The sequence below is a fragment of the uncultured Tateyamaria sp. genome, from assembly GCF_947504105.1.
Taxonomy (GTDB): Bacteria; Pseudomonadota; Alphaproteobacteria; order Rhodobacterales; family Rhodobacteraceae; genus Tateyamaria.
Genome location: NZ_CANNGP010000037.1, coordinates 12,743 through 31,511 on the forward strand (window position 1 = coordinate 12,743; position 18,769 = coordinate 31,511).

14 protein-coding genes and 2 pseudogenes are annotated in these 18,769 nt (G+C 58.6%); 8 read left to right on the plus strand and 8 right to left on the minus strand.

The window, feature by feature from the left end; all coding sequences use genetic code 11:
- Positions 1–64 precede the first annotated feature (64 nt).
- From Q1A75_RS18365 to Q1A75_RS18380, 4 genes are all read left to right on the plus strand, one after another.
- Positions 65–646, plus strand: coding sequence for a uracil-DNA glycosylase family protein (locus Q1A75_RS18365; RefSeq protein ID WP_299553743.1), 582 nt, complete (start codon positions 65–67; stop codon positions 644–646).
- On the plus strand, positions 643–1,431 hold the full coding sequence (locus Q1A75_RS18370) for an SseB family protein (RefSeq protein WP_299553746.1): 789 nt from the start codon (positions 643–645) through the stop codon (positions 1,429–1,431). Before Q1A75_RS18365 ends, Q1A75_RS18370 begins: the two co-directional genes overlap by 4 nt.
- A 144-nt stretch (positions 1,432–1,575) precedes the next feature.
- The gene (locus Q1A75_RS18375) at positions 1,576–2,100 is read left to right on the plus strand and encodes a YHS domain-containing (seleno)protein (RefSeq protein ID WP_299553810.1); all 525 of its coding nucleotides are present in this window, start codon (positions 1,576–1,578) and stop codon (positions 2,098–2,100) included.
- 1 nt (position 2,101) lies between these two features.
- On the plus strand, positions 2,102–2,614 hold the full coding sequence (locus Q1A75_RS18380; RefSeq protein ID WP_299553749.1) for a rhodanese-like domain-containing protein: 513 nt from the start codon (positions 2,102–2,104) through the stop codon (positions 2,612–2,614).
- A gap of 132 nt (positions 2,615–2,746) precedes the next feature.
- Here the strand turns inward: Q1A75_RS18380 and mdoH are convergent, their stop codons facing one another.
- The 6 genes from mdoH to Q1A75_RS18410 form a co-directional block, all read right to left on the minus strand.
- Entirely contained in the window at positions 2,747–4,603 is a 1,857-nt protein-coding gene (mdoH, locus tag Q1A75_RS18385; protein WP_299553752.1) for a glucans biosynthesis glucosyltransferase MdoH, read from the minus strand.
- Complete coding sequence (locus tag Q1A75_RS18390; protein WP_299553813.1) at positions 4,591–6,114, minus strand: glucan biosynthesis protein G; 1,524 nt, start codon at positions 6,112–6,114, stop codon at positions 4,591–4,593. The genes mdoH and Q1A75_RS18390 overlap by 13 nt, the downstream gene beginning before the upstream one ends.
- Positions 6,114–7,376 carry an OpgC domain-containing protein gene (locus Q1A75_RS18395; RefSeq protein ID WP_299553754.1) on the minus strand — a complete coding sequence of 421 codons (1,263 nt, stop codon included), beginning with the start codon at positions 7,374–7,376 and terminating at the stop codon, positions 6,114–6,116. Before Q1A75_RS18395 ends, Q1A75_RS18390 begins: the two co-directional genes overlap by 1 nt.
- Positions 7,377–7,421: 45 nt before the next feature.
- Positions 7,422–8,768 carry a tetratricopeptide repeat protein gene (locus Q1A75_RS18400; protein ID WP_299553757.1) on the minus strand — a complete coding sequence of 449 codons (1,347 nt, stop codon included), beginning with the start codon at positions 8,766–8,768 and terminating at the stop codon, positions 7,422–7,424.
- A gap of 172 nt (positions 8,769–8,940) precedes the next feature.
- Positions 8,941–10,158 (minus strand): CoA transferase, encoded by a 1,218-nt coding sequence (locus Q1A75_RS18405; protein ID WP_299553760.1) that lies wholly within the window; start codon positions 10,156–10,158, stop codon positions 8,941–8,943.
- On the minus strand, positions 10,142–11,797 hold the full coding sequence (locus Q1A75_RS18410; protein ID WP_299553762.1) for a thiamine pyrophosphate-binding protein: 1,656 nt from the start codon (positions 11,795–11,797) through the stop codon (positions 10,142–10,144). Before Q1A75_RS18410 ends, Q1A75_RS18405 begins: the two co-directional genes overlap by 17 nt.
- A gap of 130 nt (positions 11,798–11,927) precedes the next feature.
- Between Q1A75_RS18410 and Q1A75_RS18415 the strand changes: the two genes are divergently transcribed.
- A complete protein-coding gene (locus Q1A75_RS18415) occupies positions 11,928–14,321 on the plus strand; it encodes a heavy metal translocating P-type ATPase (RefSeq protein ID WP_299553765.1) in 2,394 nt (797 codons plus the stop codon).
- A pseudogene (locus Q1A75_RS18420) lies at positions 14,318–14,761 on the plus strand (MerR family DNA-binding protein). The gene Q1A75_RS18415 and the pseudogene Q1A75_RS18420 overlap by 4 nt, the downstream one beginning before the upstream one ends.
- 31 nt (positions 14,762–14,792) lie before the next feature.
- Here Q1A75_RS18420 and Q1A75_RS18425 read toward each other — a convergent pair.
- Positions 14,793–15,362, minus strand: coding sequence for a GcrA family cell cycle regulator (locus tag Q1A75_RS18425; protein WP_299553768.1), 570 nt, complete (start codon positions 15,360–15,362; stop codon positions 14,793–14,795).
- Between the two features lie 94 nt (positions 15,363–15,456).
- Positions 15,457–16,362, minus strand: a pseudogene (locus tag Q1A75_RS18430) (DMT family transporter).
- A 248-nt stretch (positions 16,363–16,610) separates the two neighbouring features.
- Between Q1A75_RS18430 and Q1A75_RS18435 the strand changes: the two are divergent.
- Together Q1A75_RS18435 and argF are read left to right on the plus strand one after the other, a co-directional pair.
- Complete coding sequence (locus Q1A75_RS18435) at positions 16,611–17,783, plus strand: aspartate aminotransferase family protein (protein WP_299553771.1); 1,173 nt, start codon at positions 16,611–16,613, stop codon at positions 17,781–17,783.
- Positions 17,784–17,861: 78 nt separating this feature from the next.
- Positions 17,862–18,767: an ornithine carbamoyltransferase gene (gene argF / locus Q1A75_RS18440; protein ID WP_299553774.1), complete on the plus strand. Its 906-nt coding sequence runs from the start codon at positions 17,862–17,864 to the stop codon at positions 18,765–18,767.
- The last annotated feature ends 2 nt before the right edge of the window (positions 18,768–18,769 follow it).

The following is an 18,769-nucleotide window of genomic DNA, read 5'->3' on the forward strand; positions in this document are numbered from 1 at the left end:
AAGTTTTATTTCGAAAAATGTCGAATTAATTGCCTAACCTATTGGTACGGCTTAGAGGTTTGATATGGGACTGCCTGACGATATCCGCGTGTGCACGCTGTGCGCCGAACGTTTTGCTGCAACCGAGACAGGGCACAGCCCGCGTCCGATCGTGTGGTTCAGGCCGGGCGTGCGCATTCTTGTGGCCGGTCAGGCTCCGGGCGCGCGCGTACACGAAAGCGGACGGCCCTTTACCGATCCGTCGGGAGATCGGTTGAGGGATTGGCTGGGTATTGACGAGGCCACATTTTATGACCGAAATAAGCTGGCCATCGCGCCAATGGCGTTCTGTTTTCCCGGCTATGATGCAAACGGTTCGGATCTCCCACCGCCAAAGATCTGTGCCAATACGTGGCGGGCTGATGTGATGCAGCATGTTGGTGATGTGCCATTGGTTCTGTTGATCGGTGGTTATGCCCAATCCTGGCATCTGGGCACGAAGATATCGGTACGGGACACCGTGGCTGCTTGGCGCGACTTTGCGCCTCGGGCCTTTCCCTTGCCTCATCCGTCGTGGCGCAATACCGCGTGGCTTAAAAAAAACCCGTGGTTCGAGGCAGATGTGCTGCCGGTCCTACGGGCGCGGGTGAAGGAAGTTTTGGCGTGACACAGACGGTTTTGGACCAGGCGCATGTCGCGATGCAGGCCGCGTCAGGGGATGATGCAGCAAGGTTGCGGTTCTTTGAGCGCTTGGGCGATGCGGAGCTTTATCTGCTTCTGCAGGCTGAGGCGCAGGGGAATCAGATTGCGCCACAGGTCTTTGATCCTGGTTCCGGGCCATTGGTGCTTGTCTTTGATCGCGAGGAGCGGTTGGCATCTTTCGTGGGGACCGAGGCACCTTATGCTGCGCTGTCGGGCAGGGTGGTTGTGGGGCTGTTGGCGGAACAGGGTTTGGGCTTGGGCCTGAACCTGGATGTAGCTCCGTCGTCATTTCTGCTGGATGCGGATGGTGTGCAATGGTTGGCGCAGACATTGGGCCATGGCCCGGATCAAGTTGAGGCCCGTCTGGCTGAAGTGTCCGCCCCGACCGGTTTGCCGGACGCGTTGATTTCTGCCGTGGACACCAAGCTGGCGACGGCAACTGGATTGGCGCAGATTGCCTATCTCGTTGGCACCACGGACACGGAGGGTGCACGCGGTCATATGCTGGCCTTTGTAGGAGCCGCACCGGGCGCCGAGGATGCGCTGGCCTGTGCTGTATCCGAGGCATTGACGTTTTCCGGGATCGAGGCAGGCGCCTTGGATGTCGGCTTTTTTGATGCACGCGATCCGGTGACCGAGCGGCTCGCGCGCGTGGGTCTGCGTTTTGACCTGCCGCAACCTGCCCCCGCGCGGTCGCCGGGCCAGTCTGCCCCGGGCATGGATCCGGATCGCCCGCCGCGGTTGCGCTGAACAGCTGGGGTGCCTCACGGGATCCGACACCTGCTCACATCAGCGCGAGGCAGGCTGAAATGGTGGACCGAACGTCCCTAATGTTTCATATCTGCCGCACGGACGCGCGGTGGGCACAGTTTGCAACGAGGATGATCCCATATGATGAACCGATTCACATTGGCCGTTGCCACGGCTGCCAGCACCTTGGCCCTCAGCACGACCGCATTCGCCGGGGACCAGTACATCGACGAGACGGGATTTGCCGTTTCGGGCTATGACGTGGTTGCCTATTTCGATATTGAGATGAAACCGCCGGGCCAGGTGCAGACACAGGGCGTTCCAGGCGATGAGAGCATCACAGCGGACTACAACGGGGCGACTTTTGCTTTTTCGACCGAGAAAAACCGCGACAAGTTCGCCGCTGACCCCGCTCGCTATGTCCCGCAATATGATGGCCACTATGCCTATGGTGTGGCTCAGGGCGGCAAAGTACCCGCCAATCCCAACCTGTGGCGCATCGTTGACGACAAGCTGTATCTGAACATTACCGACGTGGTCGTAGGTTTCTGGGAAGAAGACATCCCCGGTAACATCACTCTATCTGAGAACAACTGGGTGAGTATCGAAGAAGACGCGGCATCGGAAAGCACCATTCCAAAATTCACCAGTGAAGCGCCCAAATCGTAAGATGGCGGATCGTCCGACAGAACGTGCCATAACTGATCGGGCTGAGACCCCTGCGCGGATCACGCGCCGGGGTTTTGGCGTTGTGGTCGGAGGGTGCATCGTTGGCGGTGCGGTGTTTGCATCGCGTTGGTACAACATCGCTGCCCAAGCGGGTGTAGAAGGAACGCTGAGCACGCCTGATGCGTATGCCGCCGCAAAGGGCGGTACCATCCTGCTGGTTGATATTCGGCGCCCCGACGAGTGGGAGCGAACCGGAATTGGCGAGGGAGCCGTGCCCTTGGACATGCGTCGCAAGGATTTCACCGATGCGCTGTTGACCCATACGGGCGGGCGCACGGACACGCCTGTAGCGCTCATTTGTGCCCGAGGTGTGCGATCACGCAGGATGTCGGAACGCCTGACGGCAGCAGGTTTCACGACGATCATCGATGTGCCTGAAGGCATGCTTGGATCGGGGGCTGGTCCCGGATGGTTGAAGCGTGGCTTGCCGATTGTGGCATGGGCGCCTGACTAGATCCCATTCGATTGAGCGCCTGACCGATCAGTACAGTATTTGTCCTGGGTCTTCAGGCTCTATGACACAGCCAGCTCGTCCTCGTGTATCCAAAAATTGATGCAGATGCGACTTCGAAGTAGCGACTTGGATTCACTCTGCCGCGATTTCCGAGGCTTCAATCCATGCACGCATTTCGGCCCGGGCGGTGCGGGCATTCGCAACGATGGCCGGTTCACGCAGTGTCAGTGGGTTGTCGAGCCGCAGACTTGCAAATCCGAGGTGGGTAAGGGGAAAGGCACTGAGGGCCGAAAGAGGCACGGCAAAGGCAAGGCTGAAAGCGATCGGGATCAACCACCATGAGACGAGACCGGTGCCGAGACCCAAGAAAAGCAACCCGCCCAGCAGTGATTCAATCCAGTGGAACTTGATCAGCGTGGCCCAGGGATAAGCTTGCGCTGTGCGGCTTTGCGGTGTCCAGCCTCCGCGCCCGATCAATCCACCGATTACAGCCTTGGTCTGCTGGATCATCATGATTGGTGCGTAAGCTACGGAAAGTGCCAGTTCCGTTAGGACCGCCCCCGCAAACACACGACGCCCGCCAAAGAGGCGCACAGCTCTTCCATTCGCTGCGATGACGACGGCAGATGTGATCTTGGGTGTCAGTAGCATCACATACATCACCACTAGGAATATGGCACTGTCGATATGCGTCATGGCTGGGGGCCAATTGGGAAAGAGCGGATTTGCTTCGTTGAAATACGATATCACATTCGTTTCGGCATCACGGCCGAGAAGGGCCCAGAACACCAGAAGCACAAACCAGGCTGGTGACATCAGGTAGGCTGCGGCCCCTTGGAACAAGTGGAAGCGGCTGACCGGGTGCAGGCCGCGCGTGGCCAGAAGGCGTAGATGTTGAAGGTTGCCCCGACACCAACGCCGGTCACGGATCACGTAGTCAATCAAAGTGCCTGGCGTTTCCTCGAAACTGCCAGAGATGCGAGGCAGGAAGCGCACGCGCCAGCCCGAGCGGCGTAGAAGCGATGCTTCGACAAAGTCATGGCTCAGGATCAGGTCTTTGCGTCCACTGATGCTGCGGAGATATGGAAGGCCAGCCGAGGAGGCAAAGGCACGGGTCCGTATAATGGCATTGTGACCCCAATAGTTGCCTTCGGTTCGAGACCAATGTGCCAGCCCTTCTGCCAAAATCCAGCCATAGGCGATGTTGGAAAACTGCTGCATCCGGGCGAACACTGTGTTTGCTCCGATTAGCTGCGGAAAGCTTTGGATCAGCCCGGCCTTGGGGTCGGCGGCCAGTTCCGTGGCAAGCCGACTGATGGCACGGCCGGTCATCAGGCTGTCTGCGTCGAGAACCAGCATTGCTTCGTAGCCGGCACCCCAGCCGGTGATCCAGTCTTCCAGGTTGCCGACCTTCTTGTCCGTGTTCTCAGCACGGCGGCGATAGTAAACAGAGACAGGAGCGCTGGCTTGCAGGGCTTGGAACGCACGCCATTCCTGCGCGGCAATAGCGTTGTCGGTGGTGTCGCTGAGGATAAACAGGCTGTAGCGGTGTCCGCCCTTTTGCCGTGTCAGATCGGTCAACATTGCGGCGGCGTTGCCAAACACGTCCCATGGAGTTTCGTTGTAGATCGGAACCAGAAGCGCCACGTCAAGCGGATTGGCAGGCGCCGGTCTGCGGCTGGGGTCCAGCCTACCTGCAAGGCCGACACCGACGGTCGATACGGCAATGGTGACCCAGATGAAGGTCAGGCCGATTAGCGTGAGAAGTACATATTCCAAGCCGGTCATGCCAGATATTTCGAACAAGCCGTACAGTCCCCAGAGAACGATGCCCGTAATAGAAAGCGCTGGAAGGAAGACGGCCATACGCCAGATCGGATCGCGCTTGTCTGTGCCAGCATCGACACAATCAGGCGCCCGCGCAAAATCCTGCGCCGGCATTTTGAGTGGCGCACGCAGGGGCATGGCAGTCTGTGTCAAGCGGTCCATCGATAGAGCCACACTTCACTAAGGGCTTGCCCGTCCAGTCGCAATTGCGCACGGAACTCTGCCCACTGCGCGTCACCCGCCATGAAGGTGAAAGCGAGGCGTGGCCCGCCGGTTTCGGGGTTTCGTTGAATGATGCCTTCGGTCACGTCGCCCGCGCTGGAGCGGACAAGGCGGTCAACCTTTGAGAGGTCTTTGGGCACGTGGGGTGCGTCTTCGAAGTCGATTGTAAAGATACGCCCGCCTTCTGGACGACCGCCAGCCGCGGTGTTCAATACGCGCAGTGGCATGGCTGCCTTCGGTGCCGGATCTGCGCCCCAGTCCAGGCGGTAGGTCATGCGGTGCGATGTGCCAGCTTCGATGTCGGCCGATGGGCGCCAATACGCGACAACATTATCGTATATTTCCTTGTCGGTGGGAATCTCGATGAGGGCGACACTGCCCCGGCCCCAGCCCTCGCCCGGTGTTATCCAGAGGCCGGGACGACGGTGGTAAAGTGCTTCGAGGTCATTGAAGTCACTGAACTTGCGCGCCCTTTGCATCAAGCCGAAGCCCCGCGGATTATTATCGCCGAACGCACTGATTTGCAGTGTTTGTGGATTGGCGAGTGGGCGCCAGATTACCTCGCCTCCACCGTTGTGAATCATCAGCCCGTCATTGTCATGCACGGCCGGGCGAAAATCATCGAAGCGCTGCTTGTTCGTGTCGTCGAACATGAACATCGAAGTCAGCGGCGCTATCCCCACATGGGTGAGAGTGTCGCGGGCGAAAATCTCGGCCTCAACATGCATTGTCAGCGGTTGCCCGGGCATGATCTCGAACCGAAAAGCGCCGGTGCAGGATGGACCGTCGAGAAGTGTATGGACCACGATCTGTGCTGCGCCGCTTGCGGGGCGTTCCAGCCAGAAATGGGTAAAGTCGGGGAATTCTTCCCCCATTGGGTCACCGGTCTTGAGAGCAAGGCCGCGTGCCGACAATCCATAGATATCACCGGTGCCGATGCCGCGGAAATAGCTGGCACCCTGGAACACCGCGTATTCCTCGTGAATGCCAGGCTGCCGAAGCTCTGCCCGCAAACGAAGGCCGGAATAGCCAAGCGTGTCGTCGATTGGAACGTTCGGGAACTTGTCCGTGGTGTCAAACACACCCATGTCGAACTTGAGCGGTCGGGCTTGATCACCTTCAACTACGTAAGTTCGGATAGCTTGCGGAAAATACAGGCCTGGTGGAAACACATCGACCCGTTGCGGTGCATCGGAACCTTCCCACAGCCCGTTCCGGCTATCGAACCAGATCTTCCGGTACTGGTCGTAGGTGAGGTTCTGCCACGCTTCTGGGATCATGGGGCGTGGTTCATAGCCGCGCGCGGCTTTCTCCCGAGCCATGTCAATGACGTCGGACGGGGTGAACGGAGTGGCATCACCCAATGGCAATCCATGTTCATCCTGCGCCCATGAGGCGCGGGGCGCCGCAGCCAGTGCGGCAAGAGAGGCGAGGAATTCTCGGCGCAGCATCATCGGCTCGCCTTTGGTTTCCAGGGGACGGACTTGAACCAGCCTGCAAGGTAGGCTGTCAGGACCAATACACCGCAGCCGAACGCGTTCACCGCCAGTACAGTGCCTGTATCTCGGCCCAGAACGTCCATTGCAAAGCCGTTGAAGCGCGCGACAAAGATTGACACCACAAAGACTGCCAGGGATTGCTGACCAACCTTGAGGATGATTGTCAGCGCCTTGTCCCATACACGTGCAATCCCGTTGGTTGCGATGATGCGCAAGCGGTGACCCTTGTCGCCGGCAAGGACCCAGGCGATGTAGGCGAGTGCCAGGAAATGCACGTAGCGCAGCAGGCCGAAGTCGGATTTGGAGATCCATTGACGGTTGTCGGCACGCCAGTCGCGCGCCCAGTCAAAGCCCAGTTCGCGCACGCCTATGCTCGACAGCGGGATGTTGGCCAGCACAATGAATGTGGCAAGACCGATCAGCACCGTGCTGACGGGTGGTTTTGGCAACCAGCCGCGCATGAAAGCGAAGCCGGTAAAAAAGACAAGCTGCCAGCCGAACGGGTTAAGGAACCAGCGCCGCTGCCAGTCGTCGTTGCCGACCCATGGTTCCGCAGTGAAGTTCAGATAGGGCAGGCCAGCGGCCTCCATGAATTTACGCTGACCAAATAGCCACAGGATACCGCAGAAAGCCGCTACAAGCCCTAGATGTACGCGCGCCAGAAAGATCACGATGGGCATCATGGCAAGGATCACCATGTACATGGGCAGGATATCGAACAGGTTCGGTACCCATTGCAACGTCATGAAGCGGAAAAGCATATCGGGGTTTTGCCAATGCTCCCCTTCCACAAACAGCATCCAGAGGTTCAGTTGACCCCAATAGTTGCGAGTTGTGATCTCAAGATCCGTGACAAAGGCGAGCAGGGCTGTTGTGGCAAAGAAAAGGCCCACATGTGCCCAGTAAACTTGCCAGATGCGGTAGCCCACGCGGGCTGTCCCAAGCGCAAAACCGGCCTTTTGGAATGTGGAGCCGAATGCGATGGCTGATGCCATCCCCGAGCAGAATACGAAGATTTCTGTCGCATCTGAAAAACCCCAACGGGCTGGAATCCAGGACGTCAGAAAATTGCCGGGTGTATGTGCGAACAGGATGATGAACATCGCCAACCCGCGAAAAAAATCCAGACGGATATCTCGCACCCGCACAGGATTTGCCGGTGTGGCCGCTGCAGTGACCGCTGCGGCAGGGGTGGTGGGGTCGGCAAAAGTCATGGCCGCTGTCTACTTTACCTCACAAATGGGTGCCATCCCCGCACATTATTGAGCGGGAATGCGCCGCGTATCTTGGATTGATGCAAGCCGGGTGGCCGCGAACCGATCGACGGCACCCGCACGGCGTGCAATGCGATCTTCGAGCAAAGCCTCGGTCGCGTCATACATGCCGGACCTGATCCCCGCGTCGATTGTCATCCGTTCAAAGACGTCGCGCTGGGCATGGCTGCCGCCAATAGTCTGCATTGCAGGGCGCGCCGCAGCGAGATCGTGAAAGGCTGCATCATAGCGCCCTTCGGCAAAGGCATTCAGGCCCGACAGCGCTGCCTTGCCCGGATCGGCGACACGAGCCGGCATCTCGCCTTGGCGTGCTGCATCGATCGCAAAGCGTGTGGACATAGCGGCTTGAGCGTCCTCACGCCCAGCAGCGCCAAGGGCCAGTTGATAGTGAAGGTCTGCAAAGACGAGGCACCCATCATCCGTGCGTGTCTGAGCGAAATCGGCAAGCTCCGCCCAACGATCACCCACCTGGATACCTTCAAGTTCCAGCCGCATCAGCAAGGATGTTGCGTTGGCAATGTCGCGATAGTCATCCGTTTTGTCTGCGCGGATCTGCTGGTCATAGAGCGCTAGTACGATGTCGTTCTCGCCTCTATCGAGGTGCAGTAGTGCCTTGTGCCACCAAACGTGATATCGAAAATTGTTGCAGTGATCCCAAGCCGATACATTGTTTTCAATCAGGGAAATGCCTGCGTCAGGGCGTGCCATCATGTCATAAACATGGGCCACAGCGTGCAGGCCCCAAGCGTCGTCCGTTGCCAATTCAAGTCCCTTGAGACCCACGGCTTCCGCGGCGCGGTAATCACCCGTTTCTTCGAGGGTAAAGGCGTGGCAACCGTAGAGATATCCTTCGAGCGCGTGATCTTTATGGGCGTCCAGCACATTTTCGATCGAAGCACGCATGCCTACGCCATCACCCAGAATGAAGCGGATGGCGTGGCTGACCTTGGCCGACAGCGTATCCGTGGGGTATTCTGCCAGAATACGCTCCATCGCGGCGATTGCCCCCGACGGGCGGCCATCCAACCATTCACCCAAGGCGCGCACCCAAAGCCGTTCCCGGGCGCTGCCGCCCGACACGGCAAGTGCTGCAATTGCATCTTCGCCGGCTTCGCGTGCCACAACATACAGTTCCTTACGGCCCATCATCAGGGAAAACAGGCCCTTGGCTGCGTACCCCATTGCAAATTGGGGTGCGCCGGACAGGACTGCGCTCAAATGGGTAGGGGTCGCTGTGCCATGCGCAAGGAAGGCGCGGATCATGCCATTCCACTCTTCGACGAGAGTGGCGTCTTCAAGGCTGACTGGCGCCTGGCAAATATCGTGCATCATGGGTGCGTGGCCTCTTACCGTATGCGTTCTTGTTTGGGTGTAAAACATCTAAGCAGGAATGGTATGCTATGAGCATAGGAAACACGTAACCGTGAAGCGGCATGTGCTGTTCCGTGAGCAAAATGTCAGCACATCCGCCAAAAGCAGGCAAAAACCGGCCAAAGCGGTTGAGCTAGTCGGTATCTTGTTGCGATTTATGACGCTTTAATGTTGCAAGCACTGCCTCGGTGTCCTGTCCGAACCGAGGTGGAGGTCGTCGATATGTCACAGGAGTCGCTGAAAATTTGAGCGGATTCGCCAAAAGACGTACGTACCCGTCTTCCACGTCGCTGTGGTCAACCTGCACTACCGTACCGCGTGCCTGTGCCTGATCCGAGTTTAGTGCTTCCGCCACATCGTGGATGGGCCCACCTGGTACTTTGACCGCGTGCATTTTGGTCAGCAGGTCGTCCTTGGCCATTCCAGCCAGAATTGGGGACAGAGATGCGGTCAGCGTGACCCGGTTTTCGATGCGGCTCAGGTTGGTTGTGTAGCGCGGGTCCCGTCCGAGTTCGGGTGCACCGATGGCATCGCAGAACCGTGCAAACTGCGCATCATTGCCCACTGCCACCAAAACGTGCCCGTCCGATGTGGCAAATGCATCGTAGGGCACGATGTTGGGGTGCGCATTGCCGCGCCGTTCCGGCACCTGTCCCGACACAAGATAATTGCACCCTTCGTTGATCAGCCACGCCATCTGCGCATCCACCAGACTTAAGTCGATATGCTGACCTTCGCCCGTTTGATCCCTGTGTCGCAGTGCCGCCAGAATTCCGATTGTGGCGTACATCCCGCACATGACATCAGCAATGCCTACGCCGACCTTGGTCGGTGTGCCGTCGGGATCGCCAGTCAGCGACATGATTCCGCCGTAGCCCTGCGCCATCAGATCGTAGCCAGGCCTGTCACGGTTCGGGCCCGTTTGTCCGAAGCCGGAAATCGAACAATATACAAGTCCCGGATGCGCTGTCAGTAACGTGTCATGGTCGAGCCCATACTTTTCCAGCCCCCCGGGTTTGTAGTTCTCGATCACCACATCTGCGCGGGCGGCGAGTTGGCGGATAATGTCCTGACCTTCTTTGGTCGAAAGGTCGACGGCCACCGATTGCTTGTTGCGGTTTGCAGACATGAAATAGGCCGACAGGTCAGTGGGGTACCCGTCCTGATTACGGGCATAATTCGGCCCCCATCCACGGGTGTCGTCCCCGCCAGTTTTCGGGTTCTCGATCTTAATGACCGTAGCGCCAAGGTCGCCCAGCATTTGCGTTGCCGTCGGCCCTGCAAGGATACGTGACAGGTCCAGAACGAACAGTCCATCCAGCGCGCCCGGTGTTTCAGATGCGGCCATCATACGCTCCCCGCTCAATCACAGCGGCAATCACGGTGAAGGTATCGGCGGATTTAGCGGTGGCAAGCGCGTCTTTCAACTCCGCGCGCGAGGTTACTGTATGACCTGCACCGCCAAAGGCGCGCCCCATCGCGGCGAAATCATGTTTGGCAAAGTCAACGCCCGCATTGGCAAGTTGCCGCTGCCGCTGTTTCAGTTCGATCAGCGCCAGCGAGGCATCGACGAAGACGACGAAGATGGTATTGAGGCCCAGCTCTGCCGCGGTGGACAATTCTCCGGTAACCATTAGAAACCCGGCATCGCCCGAAAAGCTGACGATAGTGCGCGTAGGGTCTGCCACTTGCGCGCCCATCGCCAACGGGATGGCGCAGCCCATTGTGCAAAGTGCAGAGGATTGCATAAGGCCGCGCGCCTCGTAGCACTCCCACATCTGGCTGAGCAGGATACGGTGCGCCCCACTGTCTGCCGTCGCCAGCGCGTCCCTGGGCAGTTCGGTGCGGCAGGTGTCGATTACGGCTGCTGGTCCCCAATCGTCATTGCGGGGGAAGGCGTTGGACAAGTCGGCTTTGGCGGCCGCGATCTCACCGGAAGGCCATGTGCTCCGCGGCGGCACACCGTCGGCCATTGCAGTCAACGTTGCCGAGCAGTCGCCGATCACGTTGGTAGTTGCCTGATGCATATAGTGGTGGTTCGGCTCTGCCGTGATGTCGATCATGGTCTGGATGCCCGGAAAATAGAAATCGCGCCAGCCGGTGCGCATTTCGATCGGGTCATAGCCCAAGCCGATGATCAGATCGGCGCGTTGGACCAGTGGCAGCAGGATTTCGTCCGCTTTGGGCGATAGACCGGCACCACCCAATGCGAGCGGATGGTCTTCGGGCAACAGACCCTTGGCCTTGTATGTCGTGATGACGGGCACGTTGTAGGTTTCGACAAACTGCAGCAGTGTGTCCGACATGTCTTGCCGCCGGGTGTTGAACCCTTGGTTCAGTGCATCAACCCCTACAATCATGATAGGCCGTTCGGCCTTTGCGAGTGACGCCTGCATATCGGACAAAGCGGTCGGTGCGGGCACAACTGGTTCTGCATGGGATCTGCGTGCCGGGATGTCGGGGCGCACCGGCGTTACCGCCACCGTGATCGGAACGTCGATATGTACGGGCCCGGGCCGCCCTTCGAGTGCGATGCCTACTGCTTTATCTGCTATGACGTGCGCTGCGCCGGTGTTGAGGGTGAATGTGGCTTTGGTAATTGGCTGGAACACCTGCGTCTGGTCCAGCACCTGATGTGTATAAGTTTGCGCCTCGTCCGCATCAACGCAGCCTGCCAAAACAATCAGCGGCACGCGGTCTTGATAGGCGTTGGCGACGGCATTTACGCCGTTCAGTGCGCCGGGACCAACCGTGGCGACAAGAATGCCCGGTGCGCCGGTGCGGTGCCATGCCCCTTCGGCCATGAAGGCAGCCGCATTTTCGTGCTTGCATAGGATAAAGCGAATGCCCGCGCGTTCCAAGGCGTCCACGATCGTCAGTACCTCGCCCCCGGGCATGCCAAAGGCAAAACGGCATCCGGCATCAAAGAGGCGTGCAGCCAGCACATCTGCAGCGCGTGGTGGTGTGGGGGGCGGGGGCAGGTCTTGCATTGCTGGTCTTTCACGTTTTAGCACCGCGTCTTCCTGTCATGGTCATCGATGACGCACAACTCACACCTGCGCTGGGTTTGTTTCATCAAGGGGTTGACGTTCCAGTGACTGGAAGCCCTATGTGCACAACATGACCGACCGCACGCTAACATTCACGTTGCAGGGGCTACACTGCGCATCTTGCATCGGGCGTGCCGAGGCGGCTTTGACGGCATTGCCGGGCGCGCATGATGTACGGGTGAACCTTGCGGATCATAGTGCGCGTATTTCTGGGGTTAGTGCGGATGTAGCAATGGAGGCGCTTGATCAGGCGGGCTATCCGCCTGCGATACGGCATATGACCATGCACGTCCCGTCCATGTCCTGCGCGTCCTGTGTCGGACGTATCGAGGCGGTAGCCCAGGCGGTTCCAGGTGTTCTGAAGGCCGAGGTACGCTTTCCCACAAAAACCCTTGTGGTCGATATTCTTGGGTCTGATGCTGCGCTACGCAACGCTTTGAAGGCGGCTGGCTATCCAGCGGACATACCCGAAGATAATGCGGGTGAAGTGAACGAAGCGCGTCTCGTTTTTCGCCGTTTTTTATTGGCGGCTGTACTGACCCTGCCGGTGTTTGTGATCGAGATGGGAGGGCATTTGTACCCGCCTTTGCATCACTGGGTTGCCAGGACCATTGGCGTAGCCAACAGTCACCTGTTTCAGCTTTTGCTGACGGCTGTGGTTCTTGCATGGCCGGGGGCAGGTTTTTTTCGTCGTGGATTGCCCAACCTGTTCAAGGCGCGTCCCGATATGGATGCACTGGTAGCGCTTGGGGCAGGCGCGGCGTTTGTCTTTTCGGCTTTTTCAGTATTGGCCCCCGGCATTTTACCTCCCGCAGGGGTCTATTTCGAAGCGGCAGCCGTGATTGTGACCCTGATCCTGATGGGCCGTTGGTTGGAAGCGCGCGCCAAGGGTCATACTGGCGACGCAGTAAGGCGGTTGTTGGGACTGCGCCCTGAAGAAGCTGAACGGGTCCGGGATGATGGCGCCGTCGAGATCGTCCCGATTGCAGCTGTGCAGACAGGTGATGTGTTGCGCGTACGGTCGGGCGGGCGGATCCCCGTGGACGGCGTTGTGGTCGATGGTCACAGCCACGTTGACGAAAGCATGCTGACGGGTGAACCTGTGCCGGTCCTGAAGCAGGCAGGAGATCCAGTCACTGGAGGTACGTTGACAACGACAGGAACACTGGCGCTGCGTGCCACTCATGTTGGGGAAGAGACGGTGCTCGCACGTATCACGGCCCTGACCCGTGACGCTCAGGCCGCGCGATTGCCGGTCGAGGCTTTGGTCAACCGGATTACGGCATGGTTCGTGCCGGTGGTCCTACTGATCGCCACGGCAACATTTGCCGCCTGGTGGGCTGTCGACGGATTGGCACCGGCTGTGGTGGCCGCCGTGTCAGTACTGATTATCGCGTGCCCTTGCGCTATGGGTTTGGCGACGCCGATGTCGGTGATGGTCGGTACAGGGCGCGCGGCAGAATTGGGTGTGCTGTTTCACAAGGGCGATGCGCTGCAACGAATGCAGAATGCCCGGGTTGTGGCATTTGACAAGACCGGGACACTGACCCATGGCACGCCACAATTGGACGAGATCGCGCTGGCGGTAGGTGGAGATGAGACATCTGTTCTAAGCATGGCTGCAGGTGTGGAAAGCCTATCCGAGCATCCAATAGGTCGGGCCATAGTCGCTGCAGTATCTACTGTTCCCAAAGCTGTTACGGATTTTCATGCTGTGCTTGGAGCGGGTGCGGCGGCAGTTGTAGAAGGGCGAAATGTGGTTGTCGGTAATATCGATATGCTTACGCAAGCGACGATAACACCGGACGACGCTTTGACCGAAACTGCTGAACGCTGGTCGGACACGGGCGCGACGGTTGTGCATGTCGCAATGGATGGACAACACACAGCTGCATTGGCTGTCCGTGATACGATAAGAGAAGGCGCAGCAGATGCCATTGCCGTACTGAAGGCTCAGGGTCGTAATGTCGCAATGATCTCTGGCGATACGCCTGCTGCCGCAAGGCATACTGCGGCAGCGTTGCAGATCGGGACCGTCATCGCTGGCGTAAAGCCAGATCAGAAAGTCGATGCGCTCCGCAGTTTGCGTGCTTCACATGGTCCCGTTGCATTTGTTGGGGATGGCTTGAATGACGCCCCGGCGTTGGCCGCGGCAGATGTGGGGCTTGCCGTGAACGGCGCTACGGATGCGGCGATAGAAGCGGCAGATGTGGTCCTGATGTCGTCGGAGCCGGCTGCAGTCTTGCGCGCATTGCGCATAAGCCGCGCCACGTTGCGTAACATATGGCAAAACCTGGGCTGGGCTTTCGTTTACAACACTGCCCTCATCCCGGTGGCCGCAGGCATCCTTGTGCCGTTTGATGGCCCGCAGCTCTCGCCGGCTCTGGCTGCGCTGGCCATGGCTTTGTCTTCCGTATTTGTCGTCACAAACGCATTGCGCCTGCGCACGAAGGGGGCCACATGAATATCTCGCAAGCTGCAAACGGTACCAAGCTGCCGCCTGAAACAGTTCGCTACTAAGAAGAGATTTGGCTTATCAACCCGGATCGCAGTGCAAACGGGTATCGGGATTTTAGAGATACGCATATTCATCAACTGGCGTTTCTAGTACGCGCACGGGCGCTCGGCTTTTCCGTTGAAGATTGCAGATGACGGTTGGCCTTGTGGGAAGACCGGGGCCGGGCAAGCGCAGACGTCCACAAGACTACACAGATACACGTGAATGCCATCGAAGCCAAAATCGCTAAAATCGTGGATCTTTTGGCCATGTGCGATAGGCTGTGTCGTCTGGCCCATACCTGCGCAGGCGACAACCGACCCGACCGCCCAATTCTGAAAAGCCTGTCTTCTTCTGACCGAAAATACCATGGGGGAGGCCCCCAAGCCGGGGGCAAAGCCCCCTAATCCATGGTGTCGTCGTCAGACGGCTTTGGGGTTAACGGCGGCGATCCCGGCGCGATGACATCGGTTGGAATGCGACACCGACATGCGCCTCGCAGTAAGGTTTGCCCTGTTGTACAGGCAGCCCGCAAAACCAGAAATTGTCGGTGGCCGGATCACCCACGGGCCACTTACATGTCCGCTCAGTCAACTCCATCAGGCTGATCTTTTTGGCCTTCTTCTCGACCTCGTTGACCTTTGCCAGAGCCTCCGGGCTGATTTCGTTGGCCGAAGGCTGCGGGGGCAGGGGTTGGCCTGCCGGAATGATCTGTTTACGGGCCGGAACCACGGCTTTGGTCTCCGGCACTGGTTTGACGGCCGGTTCCGTTTTGGGCTGTGCCTTGGGTTCGGCTTTGGCCTTGGGCGGCGCTTTGGGTTTGGCTTCCGCCTTGGCAGTGCTTGCGCTGCCGCCACCGCCAGCGCGGTTTGAAAGGCCAAGACGGTGCACCTTGCCTATCACCGCATTGCGGGTGACGCCGCCAAGTTCCTTGGCAATCTGGCTGGCCGATTGGCCTTCGCCCCACATTTTCTTCAACAGTTCAACGCGTTCGTCGGTCCAGGACATCAGCAGGCTTTCCGATCTAAAAAGCGGCCTCGCGTGGGGCCGCCTTGTGTCTCTTTTCAGTGTCAGCGCCCTATAGTAGTCACGCAGGCCAAAGTTACAAGGGACGACCTGAGGCTTTGGGGGATGCACGCAGCCCTTCGCGCCAGGCCAAAAGCAATGCGCCCGCGATGATGATGCCGGCACCCAAGATGGTGATCGCATCGGGGACTACGCCGTAGAAAGCGATGTCGTACACTGCTGCAAAGATCAGGGTTGCGTAGCTGAAGGGGGCAACGAAGCTGGCGTCGGCTCTCGCCATGGCGTTGACAAAGCACGTCTGCGCCGCCGCCATGGCACATCCGACCCCTGCCATGAGCGCCCATTGGCTGACAGAGGGAGATCGCCAAACGAAGGATACAGCCAACCCCGCGATGCAAAGGCCAATGGCGTTGTTGACCAGCAGGATCGAAAACGGCCCCTCTCGTCCTGTCAGTTTCTTTATGAAACTCAGCTCGAGCCCCAACGCCATGGCAGCACCCAAGGCCAGAAGCGCTGCGGGTTGAAAGCTGGCCGGTGTCGGTCGCAACAGGATCATCGCACCGACAAGGGCGATTGCGGCGGCCAGCCAGCGCCACTTGCCGACCCGTTCGCCCAATAGTGGAATGGCAAGGATCATGCCGAAGACTGGGTTTAAAAATGAAATTGCGGTGGCGTCTGCCAGCGGAATGTACGCGACTGAGGCGAACATCAGTGTCACGCCGGCCCATCCACTGGACGTACGTGCCAGGTGGAGGCCGAGATGGGGTCGCTGCAACTCTGGCCGCAGCACCAATGCGGCCATGCTGAGAGCGAGGAAAGCAAACAGAAACCGGCCAAAGCTGATCTGGAACGGATGCAGTGCGGGACCGAACTGGTTCGTTCCGAGCGCCTATGCAAACAAGGTCGTCGCAGCGATGAAGGCGCACGCCACGATAATCAGCAGGGCGGCAAGGACAGGGTTCTCAGCCTTGGGCATGTACATATCGCGTGCCTGCGCCCAAGTGGACCCAAGCGCAAGCGCATTTTTACTGGCAAGCCCGGCTCGAATGATCTAAACGATCAGCATGATCGACTTTGTACAATTCCAACGAATTCTGCGACGCAGCTGACTACTGCGCCCGATCTTGATGTGCCGTGATGGCACCCCACTCCTCAAATATGTTGACCCCGCCTGATGCCTCATGCACCAACGTGCTTTGACGCCTAGGTTTTCCAAAAAGGATGATCCCGATGATCACGTCCGTTCTGCCGACCTATAATCGCGCTCCTTTGACCTTTGTCAAAGGCGAGGGCACTTGGCTGATTGAGGCGGATGGCCGACGTTTTCTTGATCTCGGGGCTGGAATTGCGGTGAATGCACTCGGCCATGCCCATCCGGCGTTGACACAGGCATTGGCCGAGCAGGCGGGCACGCTATGGCACACGTCGAACCTATACCATATCCCGCAACAACAAGCGCTCGCCGACAAGTTGGTCGAAGCAACATTCGCTGATACGGTGTTCTTCACCAACTCGGGCACAGAGGCATGCGAGCTGGCGGTCAAGATGGCCCGCAAGTACTGGTACGACAAAGGACACCCGGACAAGATTGATATCATAACCTTTTCGGGCAGCTTTCATGGTCGATCCTCGGCCGGCATCGCTGCCGCAGGGTCGGAGAAGATGACGAAGGGTTTCGGCCCTTTGCTGCCGGGTTTCACGCATCTAACCTTTGGTGATCACGATGCAATCGCGGCGGCCATCACAGAAACGACGGCTGCAATCATGGTCGAGCCTGTACAGGGCGAAGGCGGGATCATCCCCATGCCGGATCAGTGCCTGAAGGGGTTGCGCGACCTTTGTGATGAGAAGGACATTCTCCTGATCCTTGACGAGGTGCAGTGCGGTGTGGGGCGCACCGGCAAACTCTTTGCCCACGAATGGGCAGGCATTGAGCCGGACATCATGATGGTGGCTAAAGGCATCGGAGGCGGCTTCCCACTCGGTGCTGTCCTGGCAACCGAGGATGCGGCTGGCGGTATGACTGCGGGGACCCATGGATCCACGTATGGTGGCAACCCGCTGGGCTGTGCAGTGGGATGTGCAGTGTTGGATATCGTTGCTGATCCCGCGTTTCTGAATGATGTGAACCGCAAGGCAGGACTTTTGCGCCAAAAGCTCGAAGGGTTGGTCGCTGCCTATCCCGATGTGTTCGAACTGGTGCGGGGGGCTGGCCTGATGTTGGGAATCAAATGCAGGGTCGCATGTGGCGATGTCGTTGCGGCGGGTTATGGTCATGAGGTCATAACGGTGCCTGCCGCGGACAACACAGTCCGTTTGCTGCCGCCACTGACCATATCCGATGAAGAGATTGCCGATGCTGTTGATCGTCTTGATAAAGCGGCAATGACCATCGCTGCCTGACCCGTCCACACACCAAGTTAAACTCGGAGCACTGCGGGGCTGTATGCCTCTGGTTCTCTGGATCCAAGAGACACTGTCATGACCCATTTCCTAGATATCCACACCACCAGCCAGGCAGACCTGCGGCAGATCATCGACAGCGCACAGACCATGAAAACTGCACGCGCTGGTCGTCCCAAGGGCACGCAGGATGACGACCAGCCTTTGGCAGGCCATATGGTTGCTCTGATTTTCGAAAAACCCTCGACCCGGACGCGCGTGTCTTTTGATGTCGGCGTGCGCCAGTTGGGCGGGCAAACCATGGTATTGTCGGGCAACGATATGCAGCTTGGTCACGGAGAGACCATTGCCGATACCGCGCGCGTGCTCAACCGCTATGTTGACCTGATCATGATCCGAACATTCGAGGAAGCAACATTGCTCGAGATGGCCGAGTATGCGTCCGTGCCTGTGGTCAATGGACTGACAAACCGCACGCACCCCTGTCAGATTATGGCGGATGTCATGACGTTCGAAGAGCATCGTGGCCCAATCAAGGGCAAGAAGGTCGTGTGGTCGGGTGATGGCAACAACGTTTTTGCCAGCTTTGCCCATGCAGCCAAACAATTCGAATTTGAGCTGATCTTTACCGGTCCCGAGCCACTGGACCCGGAGCGCGCATTGGATGGTCTCTATACCACCGAACGCGATCCCGATAAGGCCGTGCAAGGTGCTGATCTGGTTGTAACCGACACATGGGTCAGTATGCATGATCCTCAATCGGCGCGAGAGCGGCGTCACAATCAGCTGCGCGGATATCAGGTCAACGCGGCCCTGATGGCAAAGGCCAAGCCTGATAGCCTGTTCATGCACTGCCTGCCGGCCCACCGTGACGACGAAGCGACGTCCGAGGTGATGGACGGCTCGCACTCGGTCATCTTTGATGAAGCCGAGAACCGCCTGCACGCGCAGAAGGCGATCATGCGTTGGTGCTTGGGCGTCTGAGC

Excerpts from the sequence above, each read along its gene's own strand:
- Q1A75_RS18365 (WP_299553743.1), top strand. The coding sequence starts at position 65 with ATGGGACTGCCTGACGATATCCGCGTGTGCACGCTGTGCGCCGAACGT.
- Q1A75_RS18375 (WP_299553810.1), top strand. The coding sequence starts at position 1,576 with ATGAACCGATTCACATTGGCCGTTGCCACGGCTGCCAGCACCTTGGCC.
- Q1A75_RS18380 (WP_299553749.1), top strand. The coding sequence starts at position 2,102 with ATGGCGGATCGTCCGACAGAACGTGCCATAACTGATCGGGCTGAGACC.
- mdoH (WP_299553752.1), bottom strand. The coding sequence starts at position 4,603 with ATGGACCGCTTGACACAGACTGCCATGCCCCTGCGTGCGCCACTCAAA.
- Q1A75_RS18390 (WP_299553813.1), bottom strand. The coding sequence starts at position 6,114 with ATGCTGCGCCGAGAATTCCTCGCCTCTCTTGCCGCACTGGCTGCGGCG.
- Q1A75_RS18395 (WP_299553754.1), bottom strand. The coding sequence starts at position 7,376 with ATGACTTTTGCCGACCCCACCACCCCTGCCGCAGCGGTCACTGCAGCG.
- Q1A75_RS18400 (WP_299553757.1), bottom strand. The coding sequence starts at position 8,768 with ATGATGCACGATATTTGCCAGGCGCCAGTCAGCCTTGAAGACGCCACT.
- Q1A75_RS18405 (WP_299553760.1), bottom strand. The coding sequence starts at position 10,158 with ATGATGGCCGCATCTGAAACACCGGGCGCGCTGGATGGACTGTTCGTT.
- Q1A75_RS18410 (WP_299553762.1), bottom strand. The coding sequence starts at position 11,797 with ATGCAAGACCTGCCCCCGCCCCCCACACCACCACGCGCTGCAGATGTG.
- Q1A75_RS18415 (WP_299553765.1), top strand. The coding sequence starts at position 11,928 with ATGACCGACCGCACGCTAACATTCACGTTGCAGGGGCTACACTGCGCA.
- Q1A75_RS18425 (WP_299553768.1), bottom strand. The coding sequence starts at position 15,362 with ATGTCCTGGACCGACGAACGCGTTGAACTGTTGAAGAAAATGTGGGGC.
- Q1A75_RS18435 (WP_299553771.1), top strand. The coding sequence starts at position 16,611 with ATGATCACGTCCGTTCTGCCGACCTATAATCGCGCTCCTTTGACCTTT.
- argF (WP_299553774.1), top strand. The coding sequence starts at position 17,862 with ATGACCCATTTCCTAGATATCCACACCACCAGCCAGGCAGACCTGCGG.